This window comes from Enterobacter sp. JUb54, assembly GCF_014298075.1.
GTDB classification, from domain to species: Bacteria; Pseudomonadota; Gammaproteobacteria; order Enterobacterales; family Enterobacteriaceae; genus Klebsiella; species Klebsiella lignicola.
Map to the genome: position 1 here is coordinate 3,119,899 of NZ_CP060418.1, position 16,382 is coordinate 3,136,280.

Below are 16,382 nucleotides of genomic sequence, written 5' to 3' on the forward strand. Positions count from 1 at the left end.
CGGGTCTGACGCTATTGTTATACACTTCATCCTTCAAGCCGCCTCTGCGTTGGCTGCGCTCGCTCACCCCGGTTACGTACCGCTTGTACGCTCCAGGGATTCACTCCCTTGCCGCCTTGACGCAACTCGAATTATTTTGTGTAAATTACGCCCATGTCCACCGGGTCGTTCTATCCGCCTGCATTTTACAAAATTGTTAACAATTTTGAAACAACAAACGGCAAACGATTTTGTCCTTTGTTGCTGGTAACCCCGAAACAGTGACCAGATTACCAGAAAAAAGCCGGCCGTCAGGCCGGCTTTTCGCTTACATCACCAGGCGGCGAATATCACTCAACGTATTGTTGATGATAGTGATAAAGCGCGCACCATCAGCACCATCGATCACGCGGTGGTCGAAGGACAGAGAGATAGGCATCATCAGACGCGGCACAAACTCTTTACCGTTCCACACTGGCTCCATCGCGGACTTGGAAACACCGAGGATAGCCACTTCCGGCGCGTTAACAATCGGCGCAAAGTGGGTTGTACCCAGGCCACCGATGCTGGAGATGGTGAAGCAACCGCCCTGCATTTCGCCAGCGGTCAGCTTACCGTCACGCGCTTTCTTAGAAATCACCGTCAGTTCACGAGACAGCTCGGTAATGCTCTTCTTGTTCACGTCTTTAAAGACCGGAACAACCAGACCATTCGGCGTATCAACCGCAACACCAATGTTGATGTATTTCTTCAGCGTCAGACGCTGTGCATCTTCGGACAGAGAGCTGTTGAAGCGCGGCATCTGCTCAAGCGCAGCGGCTACGGCTTTCATGATGAACACTACCGGCGTGAATTTCACATCCAGTTTACGTTTCTCAGCTTCAGCATTCTGCTGCTTACGGAACGCTTCCAGATCGGTAATGTCGGTTTTGTCGAAGTGGGTAACGTGCGGGATCATCACCCAGTTACGGCTCAGGTTAGCACCAGAGATTTTCTGGATACGGCCCAGTTCCACTTCTTCAACTTCACCAAACTTGCTGAAGTCAACTTTCGGCCACGGCAGCATGCCCGGGATACCACCGCCAGCGGCGGCTGCAGCCGGAGCGGCTTCTGCGCGTTTAACCGCGTCTTTCACGTAAGCCTGAACGTCTTCGCGCAGGATACGGCCTTTACGACCGGAACCTTTCACTTTCGCCAGGTTCACACCGAATTCGCGCGCCAGGCGGCGAATCAGCGGAGTCGCATGAACGTAAGCGTCGTTTTCAGCGAACTCAGATTTGCCTTCCGCTTTCGCTGCCGGAGCCGCGGCTTTAGCAGCCGGTGCCGGTGCGGCAGCCGCAGGAGCTGGTGCAGCAGCAGCCGGAGCCGCAGCAGGCGCAGCGCCTTCCACTTCGAAGACCATGATCAGAGAACCGGTGGAGACTTTGTCGCCGGTGCTGATTTTAATTTCTTTCACGGTACCCGCGAACGGTGCCGGGACTTCCATAGAGGCTTTGTCGCCTTCTACGGTGATCAGTGACTGCTCAGCAGCAACTTTATCGCCCACTTTCACCATCACTTCAGTGACTTCAACTTCGTCGCCACCGATGTCCGGTACGTTGACGTCTTTCGCGCCGCTGGCTGCTGGTGCCGCCGCCGCTGCCGGAGCAGCTGCCTGTGCTGGCGCCGCAGCAGGTGCAGCACCCGCCACTTCGAAGACCATGATCAGGGAACCGGTAGACACTTTGTCGCCAGTGTTGATTTTGATCTCTTTCACCACACCCGCGAACGGAGCCGGGACTTCCATAGAAGCTTTGTCGCCTTCTACGGTAATCAGGGACTGTTCAGCCGCAACGGTGTCGCCAACTTTAACCATGATCTCGGTGACTTCAACTTCGTCGCCGCCGATATCAGGTACATGAACGTCTTTCGCCGCTGCCGCAGCAGGTGCTGCTGCCGGTGCCGCTTCTTTCTTCTCTTCCTGCGCAGGTGCAGCAGCTGCTGCACCCTCGGCGGAATCGAAAATCATAATCAGTTTACCGGTCTCGGTTTTGTCGCCGACAGAGACTTTGATCTCTTTCACGACGCCAGCCTGCGGAGACGGGACTTCCATAGAGGCTTTGTCGCCTTCTACGGTGATCAGCGACTGTTCAGCTTCAACTTTGTCGCCAACTTTGACCAGGATTTCGGTGATTTCAACTTCATCTGCCCCGATATCCGGTACGTTGATTTCGATAGCCATTATTCTTTTACCTCTTACGCCAGACGCGGGTTAACTTTTTCTGCATCGATGTTGAATTTAGTGATGGCATCCGCAACCACTTTCTTATCGATTTCACCACGTTTAGCCAGTTCGCCCAGCGCCGCTACAACCACATAGGAAGCATCAACTTCGAAGTGGTGACGCAGGTTCTCACGGCTGTCAGAGCGACCGAAGCCATCAGTACCCAGTACACGGTAATCATCAGCCGGTACGTAAGTACGGACCTGCTCGGCGAACAGTTTCATATAGTCAGTAGATGCAACAGCCGGAGCGTCGTTCATCACCTGAGCGATGTACGGTACACGCGGGGTTTCCAGCGGGTGCAGCATGTTCCAACGTTCGCAATCCTGGCCATCACGCGCCAGTTCAGTGAAGGAGGTGACGGAGTAAACGTCAGAACCTACACCGTAGTCTTTCGCCAGGATCTGTGCTGCTTCACGAACGTGACGCAGGATAGAACCGGAGCCCAGCAGCTGAACTTTACCTTTGCTACCTTCAACGGTTTCGAGTTTGTAGATACCTTTACGGATACCCTCCTCGGCACCTGCTGGCATGGCCGGCATGTGGTAGTTTTCGTTCAGCGTGGTGATGTAGTAGTAAACGTTCTCTTGTTTCTCACCATACATACGCTCCAGACCGTCGTGCATGATCACAGCGACTTCGTACGCGTAAGACGGATCGTAAGAGATACAGTTCGGGATAGTCAGAGACTGAATATGGCTGTGACCATCTTCGTGCTGCAGACCTTCACCGTTCAGCGTTGTACGACCGGAAGTACCACCGACCAGGAAGCCGCGAGCCTGTTGGTCGCCAGCCTGCCAGCACAGGTCACCGATACGCTGGAAACCGAACATGGAGTAGTAGATGTAGAACGGGATCATCGGCAGGTTGTTGGTGCTGTAAGACGTTGCCGCCGCCAGCCAGGATGCGCCTGCGCCCAGTTCGTTGATGCCTTCCTGCAGGATCTGACCTTTTTCGTCTTCTTTGTAGTAAGCAACCTGCTCACGGTCCTGCGGGGTGTACTGCTGGCCGTTCGGGCTGTAGATACCAATCTGACGGAACAGACCTTCCATACCGAAAGTACGCGCTTCATCGGCGATGATCGGCACCAGGCGGTCTTTGATGGATTTGTTCTTCAGCATCACGTTCAGGGCACGAACGAAGGCGATCGTTGTAGAGATCTCTTTGTTCTGCTCTTCCAGCAGCGGTGCGAAATCTTCCAGAGTCGGCATCTCGAGCTTCTCAGAGAAGTTCGGCTGACGGCTCGGCAGATAGCCGTGCAGTTTCTGACGCTGAGCGTGCAGGTAGGTGTGCTCTTCAGAACCTTCCGGGAAGGTTACGTACGGCAGTTTTTCGATATCAGCATCGGCAACCGGTACATTGAAACGATCGCGGACGTAGCGTACGCCGTCCATGTTCATTTTCTTCACCTGGTGAGCGATGTTTTTACCTTCAGCGGTATCGCCCATGCCATAGCCTTTAATGGTATGAGCCAGGATAACGGTCGCTTTGCCTTTGGTATCCTGCGCTTTTTTCAGTGCAGCGAAGACTTTCTTCGGATCGTGACCGCCACGGTTCAGGGCCCAGATCTGCTCGTCAGTCCAGTCAGCAACCAGTGCGGCAGTTTCCGGATATTTACCGAAGAAGTGCTCACGCACGTAGGCGCCGTCTTTGGATTTGAAGGTCTGGTAGTCGCCATCAACGGTTTCGTTCATCAGCTGAATCAGCTTACCGCTGGTGTCTTTACGCAGCAGTTCGTCCCAACGGCCGCCCCAGATAACCTTGATCACGTTCCAGCCAGCACCGCTGAAGATGCCGTCCAGTTCGTTAATGATTTTGCCGTTACCGGTGACCGGGCCGTCCAGACGCTGCAGGTTGCAGTTGATGACGAAGACCAGGTTGTCCAGTTTTTCACGGGTCGCGATGGTGATGGCGCCTTTAGATTCCGGCTCATCCATCTCACCGTCGCCCAGGAAGGCGTAAACGGTTTGTTTAGAGGTGTCTTTCAGACCACGGTGTTCCAGATACTTCAGGAACTTAGCCTGATAGATCGCACCGATCGGGCCCAGACCCATAGATACGGTCGGGAACTGCCAGAATTCTGGCATCAGTTTCGGGTGCGGATAAGAGGACAGACCGTTGCCGTGAACTTCCTGACGGAAGTTGTTCATCTGCTCTTCAGTCAGACGACCTTCAAGGAAGGCACGTGCGTATACGCCCGGAGAGATGTGGCCCTGGAAGTACACCAGGTCGCCGCCGTCCTGCTCGTTACGCGCACGGAAGAAGTGGTTGAAGCACACTTCGTAGAAAGTCGCGGAGGACTGGAAGGACGCCATGTGGCCGCCCAGTTCGAGATCTTTTTTCGATGCGCGCAGAACGGTCATAATGGCGTTCCAACGAATCGCAGAACGAATTCGACGTTCCAGATCCAGATTCCCCGGGTATTCCGGTTCATCTTCAACGGCAATAGTGTTGACGTAACTGCCTGTAGATGTGCCAGCAGCAACCTTCACCCCGCCTTTGCGGGCTTCAGAAAGGAGTTGGTCAATCAGATACTGAGCGCGCTCAACACCTTCTTCACGGATGACCGATTCGATCGCCTGTAGCCAGTCGCGAGTTTCGATCGGATCCACGTCATTTGGTAAACGTTCTGACATGGGGGTTATTCCTTATCTATCTAATCGTTGATTAATCTGGAACCTGTCCCATTGCGCTCTTTGTTCTTCATACTTTCGGCTGTCTCTTTGTTGGCTGCGCTTGCCGCCGCGATACATCCAAAATTATTTTGAACAACTAAAAGTGCAATAAGACAGGTTCTGCGTTTAGTTGCCGCGCTCTAAAAATGGCGCTTAAGAACCGGAGTTCTCATCTTTCCGTTGCTGTAAACGACGCAGTGAGCGTTCTCGACGACTCTCCTCACGGCTACGATCCAGCAAAATTTCTTCAATGAACGCCAGGTGACGATGCGACGCTTCACGCGCCTGCTCCGGCTCCCCGGCGATTATCGCCTCGAAAATCCGAGAGCGATGATTGCTGACCTGCGGGAGCATTTCCCGGCGGGCGTACAACAATTCAAAGTTCTGACGAACGTTTTGCGCCAGCATCGGCTCCATGCAGCGTAGCAAATGGAGGAGCACGACATTGTGTGCGGCTTCGGTGACAGCAATTTGATACTGGACGACGGCGTCTGATTCGGCGTCAAGATCGCCAGATTGCTGAGCCCGCTCAATCGCCTGGTGCAGTTCGCGAATACGCTCACGGTCAGCCTCATTGCTGCGCAGTGCCGCGTAATAAGCCGCGATGCCTTCCAGTGCGTGACGGGTTTCAAGCAGATCAAATTGGGATTCAGGGTGATCGGACAGTAGCTCTACCAGCGGATCGCTGAAGCTCTGCCACAGACTGCTTTGAACAAAAGTTCCACCGCCCTGGCGACGAAGCAACAAGCCCTTGGCTTCGAGGCGTTGAATCGCCTCACGCAGCGAGGGACGGGAAACGTCAAACTGTTTTGCCAGTTCGCGTTCAGGCGGGAGTTTTTCACCGGGACGCAGCGTCCCTTCAAGGATTAAAAACTCAAGCTGCTGCTCTATCACATCAGATAGTTTTGGTTGGCGGATTTTGCTGTAGGCCATATTCCCTGTCTCTGCCATTAGCCCGTAGTCAATTGGTCTTACCAATTCGCAGTTCGTAGCGCTAAAGTAACAAAGTATTCACCTTCTGTCCATACAGGTTTTGATTGAAATCAGGAAACCACGCACATTTTAACAACCTTACAGAAATAACATTTCAGAATTGTAACTTCACACAAATGATGTATTTACCCACCTCGAGGTAGAATTAACGTTTATGAAACGAAATATTAGGCTATCTGAACCGATTCAACTCTGAAAAAACCGCCATTTTATTCACATGAAGTGAATATGAAATCACATTCAACTCAACTCCCCTGCCGCCGCGCCATTTACAAATGGTTTCTTTTTGTTCGCTTCGTCATCATCCCTTCATAAAGCAGGTGCATTCACCCGCGCTTACCACTATTCTCCAGGATACGAAAGGCCTTTAGGCGATTTCATGCTGCGCCTTGCGTAAAGAAATCAATACGAAAACGGAATTTCATAATTACACACCACAACAATATGACAGCCAAATCCATCGGGACTGCACTGACTAAAACTCCCTTGAATATAGATAGCTATGCTATTTGGCAGGGACAGACAACGCAGCAGTAACCTGAAGGACGACGCGTATAAACATAATAACCACACACGAGGTTTCATGATGGAAGGTCAACAGCATGGCGATCGGCTTAAGCGCGGCCTGAAGAACCGCCATATACAGCTTATTGCCCTGGGCGGTGCTATCGGCACCGGCCTGTTTCTGGGCAGTGCATCGGTGATTCAATCTGCAGGCCCCGGGATCATTCTGGGCTATGCAATTGCTGGTTTTATCGCCTTCCTGATCATGCGTCAGTTAGGCGAAATGGTCGTCGAAGAGCCGGTAGCCGGTTCATTCAGCCATTTTGCGTACAAATACTGGGGCGGGTTTGCCGGCTTTGCCTCCGGCTGGAACTACTGGGTGCTGTACGTTCTGGTGGCGATGGCGGAACTGACTGCCGTTGGGAAATACATCCAGTTCTGGTGGCCTGAGATCCCAACCTGGGTCTCCGCTGCGGTGTTCTTTGTTGCCATCAACGCGATTAACCTGACCAACGTGAAAGTGTTCGGGGAGATGGAGTTCTGGTTCGCCATTATTAAAGTTGTCGCGGTTGTTGCCATGATCCTCTTCGGTGGCTGGCTGCTGTTCAGCGGCAACGGCGGCCCGCAGGCAACCGTGAGCAACCTGTGGGATCAAGGTGGCTTCCTGCCGCATGGTTTCACCGGGCTGGTGATGATGATGGCGATAATCATGTTCTCGTTTGGTGGTCTGGAGCTGGTCGGCATCACTGCCGCGGAAGCCGATAACCCTGAGCAGAGCATTCCAAAAGCCACAAACCAGGTCATTTACCGCATCCTGATTTTCTATGTGGGTTCCCTGGCCGTCCTGCTGTCACTGCTGCCGTGGACGCGCGTCACCGCAGATACCAGCCCGTTTGTCCTGATCTTCCACGAGCTGGGCGATACCTTTGTTGCCAACGCGCTGAACGTGGTTGTTCTGACCGCTGCGCTTTCGGTATACAACAGCTGCGTCTACTGCAACAGCCGTATGCTGTTTGGCCTGGCTCAACAGGGTAACGCACCAAAAGCACTGATGAACGTTGATAAACGTGGCGTACCGGTCAACACCATCATCGTATCGGCGGTGGTGACTGCACTGTGCGTGCTGATTAACTACTTCGCACCGGAGTCGGCGTTTGGCCTGCTGATGGCGCTGGTGGTCTCCGCCCTGGTCATCAACTGGGCAATGATCAGCCTGGCACACATGAAGTTCCGTCGCGCCAAACAGCAGCAGGGCGTCGTTTCACGCTTCCCGGCCCTGTTCTACCCGGTGGGTAACTGGGTCTGCCTGCTGTTCATGCTGGCGGTGCTGGTGATTATGCTGATGACCCCGGGAATGGCGATTTCCGTTTACCTGATCCCGGTCTGGATTGCGATTCTGGGCGTCGGCTACCTGTTTAAACAGAAAAGCGCCAGCGCAGTAAAAGCACAATAATACATCTCTCAACGCTGTGTCCGCCCTGAACGGACGGGCACAGCGCATTGTTAGCTGGTTCACACTTTCCTCTCCATAGCATATTTATCCATATCGTTGACCTAATACTGCAACGCATTTATTCGTTACTCAGCAAATAATTCTCTCCATATCGTAATGGGGAGATCGCCAGATGGCAGGCAATAAACTTTCAGTCAGAGAAAAGATTGGCTACGGGATGGGTGATGCCGGATGTAACATCATTTTCGGTGCCATCATGTTGTTTGTTAACTACTTTTACACGGATATCTTTGGACTGACGCCGGCCCTGGTCGGTGTGTTGCTACTCTCAGTACGCGTGATCGATGCGGTAACGGACCCGATTATGGGCGCCATGGCCGACCGCACCCGCAGTAAATATGGCCGCTTCCGTCCCTGGCTGCTGTGGATAGCCTTCCCCTATGCGCTGTTCAGCGTGCTGATGTTCACCACGCCGGAATGGACCTATAACAGCAAAGTTATCTATGCCTTCGTCACCTATTTCCTGCTCTCCCTGACCTACACGGCGATCAACATCCCCTACTGCTCATTGGGTAGCGTCATTACCAATGACCCGCAGGAACGCGTCGCCTGTCAGTCGTACCGCTTCGTGATGGTCGGCATTGCCACCCTGCTGCTGTCGCTGACGCTGCTGCCAATGGCAGACTGGTTCGGCGGGGCTGATAAAGCCAAAGGCTACCAGATGGCGATGACCGTGCTGGCGCTGATCGGGATGTGCATGTTCTTGTTCTGCTTCGCCACCGTGCGCGAACGCGTGCAGCCGGCGGTACAGACCAACGATGAACTGAAAAAAGACCTTAAAGACGTGTGGAAAAATGATCAGTGGGTCCGCATCCTGCTGTTGACGCTGTGCAACGTCTGCCCAGGCTTCATCCGCATGGCGGCCACCATGTACTACGTGACCTGGGTTATGCAACAAAGCACCCACTTCGCGACCCTGTTTATCAGCCTCGGCGTGGTCGGGATGATGATCGGCAGCATGCTGGCAAAAGTACTGACCGACCGCTGGTGCAAGCTGCAGGTGTTCTTCTGGACCAATATCGTGCTGGCGGTCTTCTCCTGCGCCTTCTACTTCTTCGACCCACATGCCACCATGATGATTATGGTGCTCTACTTCCTGCTCAATATCCTGCATCAGATCCCATCGCCGCTGCACTGGTCGCTGATGGCCGACGTGGATGATTACGGCGAGTGGAAAACCGGCAAACGCATCACCGGTATCAGCTTCTCTGGTAACCTCTTCTTCCTTAAAGTCGGGCTGGCGGTCGCGGGAGCCATGGTCGGCTTCCTGCTCTCCTGGTACGGCTACGATGCGGGCGCCAAAGAACAGAGCGCCTCAGCGGTTAACGGCATTGTGCTGCTGTTCAGCGTGATCCCTGGTATCGGCTATTTGATCACCGCCGGCGTGGTTCGCATGCTGAAGGTCAATCGCGAATTTATGCGTCAAATCCAGTCGGACCTGGAAAAGCGCCGCACCAACTACAGCGAACTCAATACCTGGCAGGATCACAAAACCAGTGAACACGTAAGGAAAGCTTGATGAACAACTGGCCCAACCCGTTTATTGAACAGCGCGCAGACCCGTATATTCTGCGCCACCAGGACCACTACTATTTTATCGCCTCAGTGCCGGAATATGACCGGCTGGAGATCCGCCGCGCCGCCACTCTGGAAGGTCTGCGCCAGGCGACACCGGTAGTGGTCTGGCGCAAACCGGAAAACGGCCCGATGAGCCAGCTGATCTGGGCGCCGGAGCTGCATGAAATTAACGGCAAATGGTACATCTATTATGCTGCCACCCACACCCACGACCTGGATGAACTGGGGATGTTCCAGCACCGGATGTTCGTTCTTGAATGTGCCGACAGCGATCCGCTGAGCGGCCAGTGGGTAGAAAAAGGTCAGGTACACACGCCGTTCGACACCTTCGCCCTCGACGCCACTACTTTCCAGCATCAGGGTAAGCAGTGGTATTTGTGGGCGCAGAAAGCCCCGCATATTGCCGGCAACTCCAACCTGTATCTGGCGGAACTGGAGAATCCCTGGACGCTGAAAGGCGAGCCGGTCATGCTGAGCAAACCGGAATTTGACTGGGAATGCCGCGGTTTTAAGGTCAATGAGGGCCCGGCGGTGCTGGTGCACGGCGACAGGCTGTTTATCAGCTATTCCGCCAGCGCCACCGATGAGAACTACTGTATGGGGCTGCTGTGGATAGACCTGCAGGCCGACCCGCTGCGCCCGGAAAACTGGCATAAATCACCGGAGCCGGTATTTCGTACCAGCTATGAGAACCGTCAGTACGGTCCCGGTCACAATGGCTTTACGCAAACCCCGGAGGGGGAAGATGTGCTGGTCTATCACGCCCGGAACTACACCGAAATTGAAGGCGACCCGCTGTACGACCCCAATCGCCATACCCGGCTGAAGCTGGTGCGCTGGCAAGAAAACGGGATGCCTGACTTCGGCATCCCGGCTGCGGACACAGAGTAAAACACCGCCCCTGTCCGGATACGGGCAGGGGTTAAATCAAGGTGCCGTAAATGGTCAGCAGCGCCATGATGACGACCACCACCAGCGAGGTTTTCTTGGCCATTGAGACCGCGGCTTTTGGCGTCTCGACCTTATCGACATGCGGCTCGCGGGCCAGAGAAAACTGCGCCAGACGAGTCAACACCTGATACTGCGATGAATGGCGATCGCCCAACGAGGCGAACCAGGCCGGCAACGCTCTTTCCCCATGTCCCACCAACGCATACACCACCCCGACCAGACGCACCGGCAGCCAGTCCACCACGTGTAAAATCGCATCAATCCCCGACTGCTGGCGATGGCGAGGCGTTTGATAGCGCGCCAGCCACGTCTGCCAGGCACGCAGCACGCAGTATCCTATCAGCGTGACAGGCCCCCAACTGCCGCCCACCACAAACCAGAACAGCGGCGCCAGATAGTAACGGTAATTGATCCACAGCAGCGCATTTTGCAGTTCGCTGAGAAATTCGCGGTTATCGCAGCCGGGCGGCACACCGTGAATCAGCGTCAGTTCGCTGGCCATCGCATCACAGGCGCGGCTATCGTTGCGGGATGCCGCTTTAAGATACGCATGATAATGCAGCCGTACCCGACCGGCGCCAATGCACAGCAGCCCCAGCAGGATCCAGAAAATCAGCAACGGCACGTTAAACAGCACTCCGTGCAGCAGGCGCTGAATGATAAACACCGCCGCCATCGCAACCACCGTCATCAGCAGGGTAGCGGCAAACGAAAAATGCTTCACGCGACGAAACAGCACTTCCAGTCGGTGATCGAGCTGCCAGTGTTCACCCAGCTTAAACAGACGTTCAGCGATGAGAACCAACAGCGTAGTAAACAACGTCATGGCATCTCCTTTTCTGACGAAGCGGTCAGCAGACCGCGGAATTTTGCCCAGTCAAAAGCAGGGCCGGGATCCGTTTTCCGTACCGGCGCAATATCGCTATGGCCGGTGATATTATCGGCGATGGCCGGATACAGCGCGATCAGCTGCCGCGTCACGGCCACCAGTTGCTGGTACTGTGCATCGGTATAGGCCAGCGTGTCTGTCCCTTCCAGCTCAATACCAATAGAAAAGTCATTGCAGCGTTCTCGCCCCTGATACAGGGAGACGCCCGCGTGCCACGCCCGCTTATCGAAAGGAACATACTGCACGATTTCGCCATCACGGCGAATCAGACAATGTGCGGAAACGCGCAGGTGCGCGATCTCGGCAAAGAAAGGATGGGCGTTGGGATCGAGAGTGCCACTGAACAGCGCGTCAATCCACGGGCCACCAAACTCCCCGGGCGGCAGGCTAATATTATGCACCACCAATAAAGAAGGGGCTTCATCATCCGGACGGCAATCATGGTGCGGCGAAGGAACCCGACGCGCCTCCATCAGCCATCCCCCATTCAACTGCATGTGACCTCTCCTTTCACTCGCTGGTGCTCCCGGGCCTCCACTGGCCAAAGGATGCTGATTATCATACACAAAATCGTTTACCCTGCCGCACAACATCCCTGCATATTCAACGTCAACGCTGGGGAAAACTGGCGGGCCAGGCAACAATAACCACCAACTATATACCCTAAATAATTCGAGTTGCAGGAAGGCGGCGACGCAGTGAATCCCCAGGAGCTTACTGAAGTAAGTGACTGGGGTGAACGAGGACAAATTCGTCAGGAACGAATTTGAACGCAGTTTACTGCGCCCGTTAGGGCGAGGCCCAGGGATGGGCCGAGTATTGCCAACGCTCATGCAACTTGAAGTATGACGGGTATATATGGTGTCGACACGCGGTTCAGGTTAGCATGTTTCCCATTGCTGAATCTTATCTATCTGGAGCTTTATCATGTCGCCTCGTCGCTACAATCCCGACCGCCGCCGTGACGCGCTGCTGGAACGCATTAACCTCGATATCCCGGACGCTGTCGCCCAATCTCTGCGGGAAGACCTCGGTGGCGAGGTGAATGCCAACAACGATATTAGCGCCCAATTATTGCCGGAAGACGCACGCTCGCACGCGGTCATTATTACGCGCGAAGATGGCGTATTTTGCGGTAAACGCTGGGTGGAAGAGGTCTTCATCCAACTGGCCGGCGACGATGTCAGCATTACCTGGCACGTCGCGGATGGCGATATGATTAAAGCCGATCAGCCGCTGTTTGAACTGGACGGCCCGTCCCGCGTTCTGCTGACCGGGGAACGTACCGCGCTGAACTTCGTGCAGACGCTGTCCGGCGTCGCCAGCGAAGTGCACCGCTATGTCGATCTGCTGGCGGGCACCAAAACCCAGCTGCTCGATACGCGTAAAACCCTGCCAGGCCTGCGCACCGCGCTGAAATACGCCGTGTTGTGCGGCGGCGGCGCCAACCATCGCCTGGGGTTGTCCGACGCCTTCCTGATCAAAGAAAACCACATCATCGCCTCCGGCTCGGTACGCCAGGCGGTGGAAAAAGCCTTCTGGCTGCATCCGGATGTGCCGGTCGAAGTGGAAGTAGAATCGCTGGATGAGCTGGATGAAGCGCTGAAAGCGGGTGCGGATATCATTATGCTCGACAACTTCACCACCGATCTGATGCGTGAAGCCGTGCAGCGGACCCAGGGCCAGGCCGCGCTGGAAGTCTCCGGCAACGTGACCTTCGATACTATCCGCGAATTTGCCGAAACCGGTGTGGATTACATCTCTGTCGGCGCCCTCACCAAGCACGTGCGCGCGCTCGATCTCTCCATGCGTTTTCGTTGATTGACCTCCCCGGTGCCCTCCCGGCATCGGGGCTATCATTTGCGAAGCCGCTAGCATTTCTTGCCCGCCATCTGTGTAACAACACCAGAAAGCCTGGAACCTCGTTTCCCACTCTCTTATTTGCCATTCGCCGCCATCGCCGAAGCCCGTCACTGTACTCCTGACAACACAAGGAGCACTTATGGACAGACAACGCGGATTTACCCTGATCGAACTGATGGTGGTTATCGGGATCATCGCTATTTTGAGCGCCATCGGTATTCCGGCTTACCAGAATTACCTGCGTAAAGCCGCCCTGACCGACATGCTACAAACGTTCGTACCCTACCGCACGGCCATTGAATTATGCGCCCTCGAACACGGCGGCCTCACTACCTGCGATGCGGGCAGTCAGGGCATACCGTCTCCCGCCACTACGCGCTACGTCGCCACCATGAGCGTCGCCAAAGGCATCGTCACCCTCGACGGGCAAGAGAGCCTCACGGGCCTGAGCGTGACCCTGACGCCTGGCTGGGACAGTGCCAACGGCATCACCGGATGGCAACGGGTTTGCAATATTGCCAGCAACAGTTCGCTTAAGCAGGCCTGTGAAGATGTCTTTCGCATAAACTGAGGCCATCACGATGAAAACTGAACAATTGGTCACCCTCTGCCAGCGCTATCATGCCCTGCTGCTCAGCAGCGATGAGCACACCATCATCATCGCGGTGGTCAATAACCCGGCGCCAGAACTCATGGAAGCCCTACGCTTCGCCACCCAGAAGCGCATCGATATCGAATGCTGGAGCCAGGATCAAATGAACAAGCGGCTGAAGACCGGTCAACCTTTGCTACCCGCCAGCAATGATATGACGTCAGGCGTTATCAAACAGGTCAATCAGATCCTTGAGCAGGCCTTACACCAGCGCGCCTCCGATATTCATATTGAACCGGAGGAAAATCACCTGCGTATTCGCCTGCGCATCGATGGAGTCCTGCACCCGCTGCCATTGCTGTCGCCTGAGCTAACCGCCCCAATGACCGCACGGCTTAAGGTGCTCGGTAATCTGGATATCGCCGAGCACCGCCTGCCGCAGGACGGTCAGTTCACGCTGGTATTTGCTGGCCGCCCGGTCTCGTTTCGCATCGCCACCCTGCCCTGTCGTCACGGAGAGAAAATCGTGCTGCGCCTGTTACATCAAGTTGAACAAGCGCTCGACATTGACGCCCTGGGGCTGGCTCCAGAACAGCTCAGGATCTTTCGCTCCGCGCTGGAGCAGCCGCAGGGCCTGATGCTGGTCACCGGTCCTACCGGCAGCGGTAAGACCGTGACGCTCTACAGCGCGCTGCAGGCCCGCAATCAGGATGCCGTCAATATATGCAGCGTCGAGGATCCGCTGGAGATCCCGATCGCCGGCATGAACCAGACGCAGATTAACCCCCGCGCCGGACTTAACTTCCAGAACGTGCTGCGGGCGCTGTTGCGTCAGGATCCGGACATTGTGATGGTCGGGGAAATTCGCGATGCCGAAACGGCAGAAATTGCCATTAAAGCCGCGCAGACCGGGCATCTGGTACTGTCGACGCTGCATACCAACTCCACCAGCGAAACCCTGATCCGCCTGCAGCAAATGGGCGTTGCCAGCTGGATGATCTCTTCCGCGCTCTCCCTGGTCGTGGCGCAACGTCTGGTACGCAAGCTGTGCGTGCATTGCCGATGCGAAACCGGCCAGAGTGCCGAAGTTCCGCGCACGCTGTGGCCGCGTCCGCTCCCTCGCTGGCGGGCCGTGGGCTGCCAGCACTGCTATCACGGCTACTATGGCCGCCAGGCGCTATTTGAACTGCTGCCGGTGAACACCGCACTACGTCAGGCTATTGCCCGCGGTCTTAACACCATGGAAATTGAGTCTCTGGCGCGCGAAGCGGGAATGATGACGCTGTTTGAAAGCGGCTGCGAGGCAGTGGAACAAGGGTTGACCAGCCTTGAAGAGGTTATCCGCGTACTGGGGATCCCTCATGACAACTAACCGCCTCTGGCGCTGGCAAGGGGTAGATGCGCAAGGCGAACGTTGTCAGGGGACGCAGTGGAGCCAAAGTCGGCTGGACATCTGTCAGACGCTGACCCATGAACATATCATTCCACTGGCGGTTCGCCGCTGCGCGGTCAAAAACGCGCTCTGGCACCCACGTTATAGCGGCCAGGTTGTGCGCCAGCTCGCCGCCCTGCTGCAAGCCGGGCTTCCGCTGGCAGAAGGCCTTATTCTGCTGGCGCAACAGCAATCCAACGCCCAGTGGCAGGCGCTGCTCTACGCCCTGGCTCGGGAGCTGGCGCAGGGTACTTCGCTCTCTGCGGCGCTGGAAAAGTGGCCTCAGGCTTTCTCGCCGCTCTACCTGGCGATGATCCGCACCGGGGAGCTCACCGGTAAACTCGATTTCTGCTGCCTGCAGCTGGCGCGTCAGCAACAGGAGCAGCAGCAACTGACAGAGAAAGTGAAAAAAGCGGTGCGCTATCCCATCATCATTCTGGGCCTGGCCCTGCTGGTGGTGATGGCGATGCTCTGTTTTGTTCTGCCAGAGTTCGCCGCTATCTATCAAACCTTCAATACGCCGCTGCCGTTATTGACGCAGCTCGTGATCCACGCCAGTGAAGGGCTGATCCGCCACTGGCCCTGGCTGATTTTGCCGATCGTCTTGCCCATCGCCCTCAATCGGCTCTCCCAGCGTCGGCCACAGTGGCTGCTGCAGCGGCAGAAAATGCTGCATGCTCTGCCAGTGGTGGGAAAGCTTATCCGCGGGCAATTGCTGAGCCAGATCTTCACCGTGCTTGCCCTCACCCAGCGTGCCGGCATCAGTTTTCTGCAAGGTCTGGAAAGCGTTGAGGATACGCTGGCCTGCCCGTTATGGCGTCAGCGGATCCAGCAGGTGCACCAGCACATTACGCAGGGCGTCCCCATCTGGCAGGCCCTCGAACGCAGCGGTGGTTTTACCTCATTGTGCTTACAGCTGATCCGCACCGGAGAAGCATCGGGATCGCTGGATACCATGCTGGACAATCTCGCCCGGCACCATAGTGAACAGACGCATTATCAGGCTGAAAACCTGGCGACATTACTGGAGCCCATGCTGTTGTTGATAACCGGAGTCATTGTGGGTGTGCTGGTGGTGGCGATGTATCTACCCATTTTTCATCTGGGTGACGCGATTAGCGGTATGGCGGGATAAATGCTGGCGCGTGGC

The 16,382-nt window shown here is 55.5% G+C and carries 12 protein-coding genes; 7 read left to right on the top strand and 5 right to left on the bottom strand.

What is annotated here, in order from left to right:
* Positions 1-307 precede the first annotated feature (307 nt).
* From aceF to pdhR, 3 genes are all read right to left on the bottom strand, one after another.
* Positions 308-2,200: a pyruvate dehydrogenase complex dihydrolipoyllysine-residue acetyltransferase gene (gene aceF / locus HF679_RS14380; RefSeq protein ID WP_123757474.1), complete on the bottom strand. Its 1,893-nt coding sequence runs from the start codon at positions 2,198-2,200 to the stop codon at positions 308-310.
* A gap of 14 nt (positions 2,201-2,214) precedes the next feature.
* Positions 2,215-4,878, bottom strand: a complete 2,664-nt coding sequence (gene aceE / locus HF679_RS14385) for a pyruvate dehydrogenase (acetyl-transferring), homodimeric type (protein ID WP_123757475.1) — start codon at positions 4,876-4,878, stop codon at positions 2,215-2,217.
* Between the two features lie 192 nt (positions 4,879-5,070).
* A complete protein-coding gene (gene pdhR / locus HF679_RS14390; RefSeq protein WP_187042156.1) occupies positions 5,071-5,850 on the bottom strand; it encodes a pyruvate dehydrogenase complex transcriptional repressor PdhR in 780 nt (259 codons plus the stop codon).
* Between the two features lie 643 nt (positions 5,851-6,493).
* Between pdhR and aroP the strand changes: the two genes are divergently transcribed.
* From aroP to HF679_RS14405, 3 genes are all read left to right on the top strand, one after another.
* Positions 6,494-7,867 carry an aromatic amino acid transporter AroP gene (gene aroP / locus HF679_RS14395; protein WP_174509151.1) on the top strand — a complete coding sequence of 458 codons (1,374 nt, stop codon included), beginning with the start codon at positions 6,494-6,496 and terminating at the stop codon, positions 7,865-7,867.
* Positions 7,868-8,039: 172 nt separating this feature from the next.
* Entirely contained in the window at positions 8,040-9,446 is a 1,407-nt protein-coding gene (locus tag HF679_RS14400) for a glycoside-pentoside-hexuronide (GPH):cation symporter (RefSeq protein WP_123757478.1), read from the top strand.
* Positions 9,446-10,396, top strand: a complete 951-nt coding sequence (locus tag HF679_RS14405; protein ID WP_123757479.1) for a family 43 glycosylhydrolase — start codon at positions 9,446-9,448, stop codon at positions 10,394-10,396. Before HF679_RS14400 ends, HF679_RS14405 begins: the two co-directional genes overlap by 1 nt.
* 31 nt (positions 10,397-10,427) lie before the next feature.
* Here the strand turns inward: HF679_RS14405 and ampE are convergent, their stop codons facing one another.
* Together ampE and ampD are read right to left on the bottom strand one after the other, a co-directional pair.
* Positions 10,428-11,282 (bottom strand): beta-lactamase regulator AmpE, encoded by an 855-nt coding sequence (ampE, locus tag HF679_RS14410; RefSeq protein WP_123757480.1) that lies wholly within the window; start codon positions 11,280-11,282, stop codon positions 10,428-10,430.
* Entirely contained in the window at positions 11,279-11,842 is a 564-nt protein-coding gene (gene ampD, locus HF679_RS14415) for a 1,6-anhydro-N-acetylmuramyl-L-alanine amidase AmpD (protein ID WP_123757481.1), read from the bottom strand. The genes ampE and ampD overlap by 4 nt, the downstream gene beginning before the upstream one ends.
* Before the next feature lie 430 nt (positions 11,843-12,272).
* Between ampD and nadC the strand changes: the two genes are divergently transcribed.
* The 4 genes from nadC (at position 12,273) to hofC (ending at position 16,367) form a co-directional block, all read left to right on the top strand.
* A complete protein-coding gene (nadC, locus tag HF679_RS14420; protein WP_154144523.1) occupies positions 12,273-13,166 on the top strand; it encodes a carboxylating nicotinate-nucleotide diphosphorylase in 894 nt (297 codons plus the stop codon).
* Between the two features lie 181 nt (positions 13,167-13,347).
* Positions 13,348-13,779, top strand: coding sequence for a prepilin peptidase-dependent pilin (ppdD, locus tag HF679_RS14425; RefSeq protein WP_123757483.1), 432 nt, complete (start codon positions 13,348-13,350; stop codon positions 13,777-13,779).
* Positions 13,780-13,789: 10 nt separating this feature from the next.
* Complete coding sequence (gspE, locus tag HF679_RS14430; RefSeq protein ID WP_123757484.1) at positions 13,790-15,172, top strand: type II secretion system protein GspE; 1,383 nt, start codon at positions 13,790-13,792, stop codon at positions 15,170-15,172.
* A complete protein-coding gene (gene hofC / locus HF679_RS14435; protein WP_123757485.1) occupies positions 15,162-16,367 on the top strand; it encodes a protein transport protein HofC in 1,206 nt (401 codons plus the stop codon). Before gspE ends, hofC begins: the two co-directional genes overlap by 11 nt.
* The last annotated feature ends 15 nt before the right edge of the window (positions 16,368-16,382 follow it).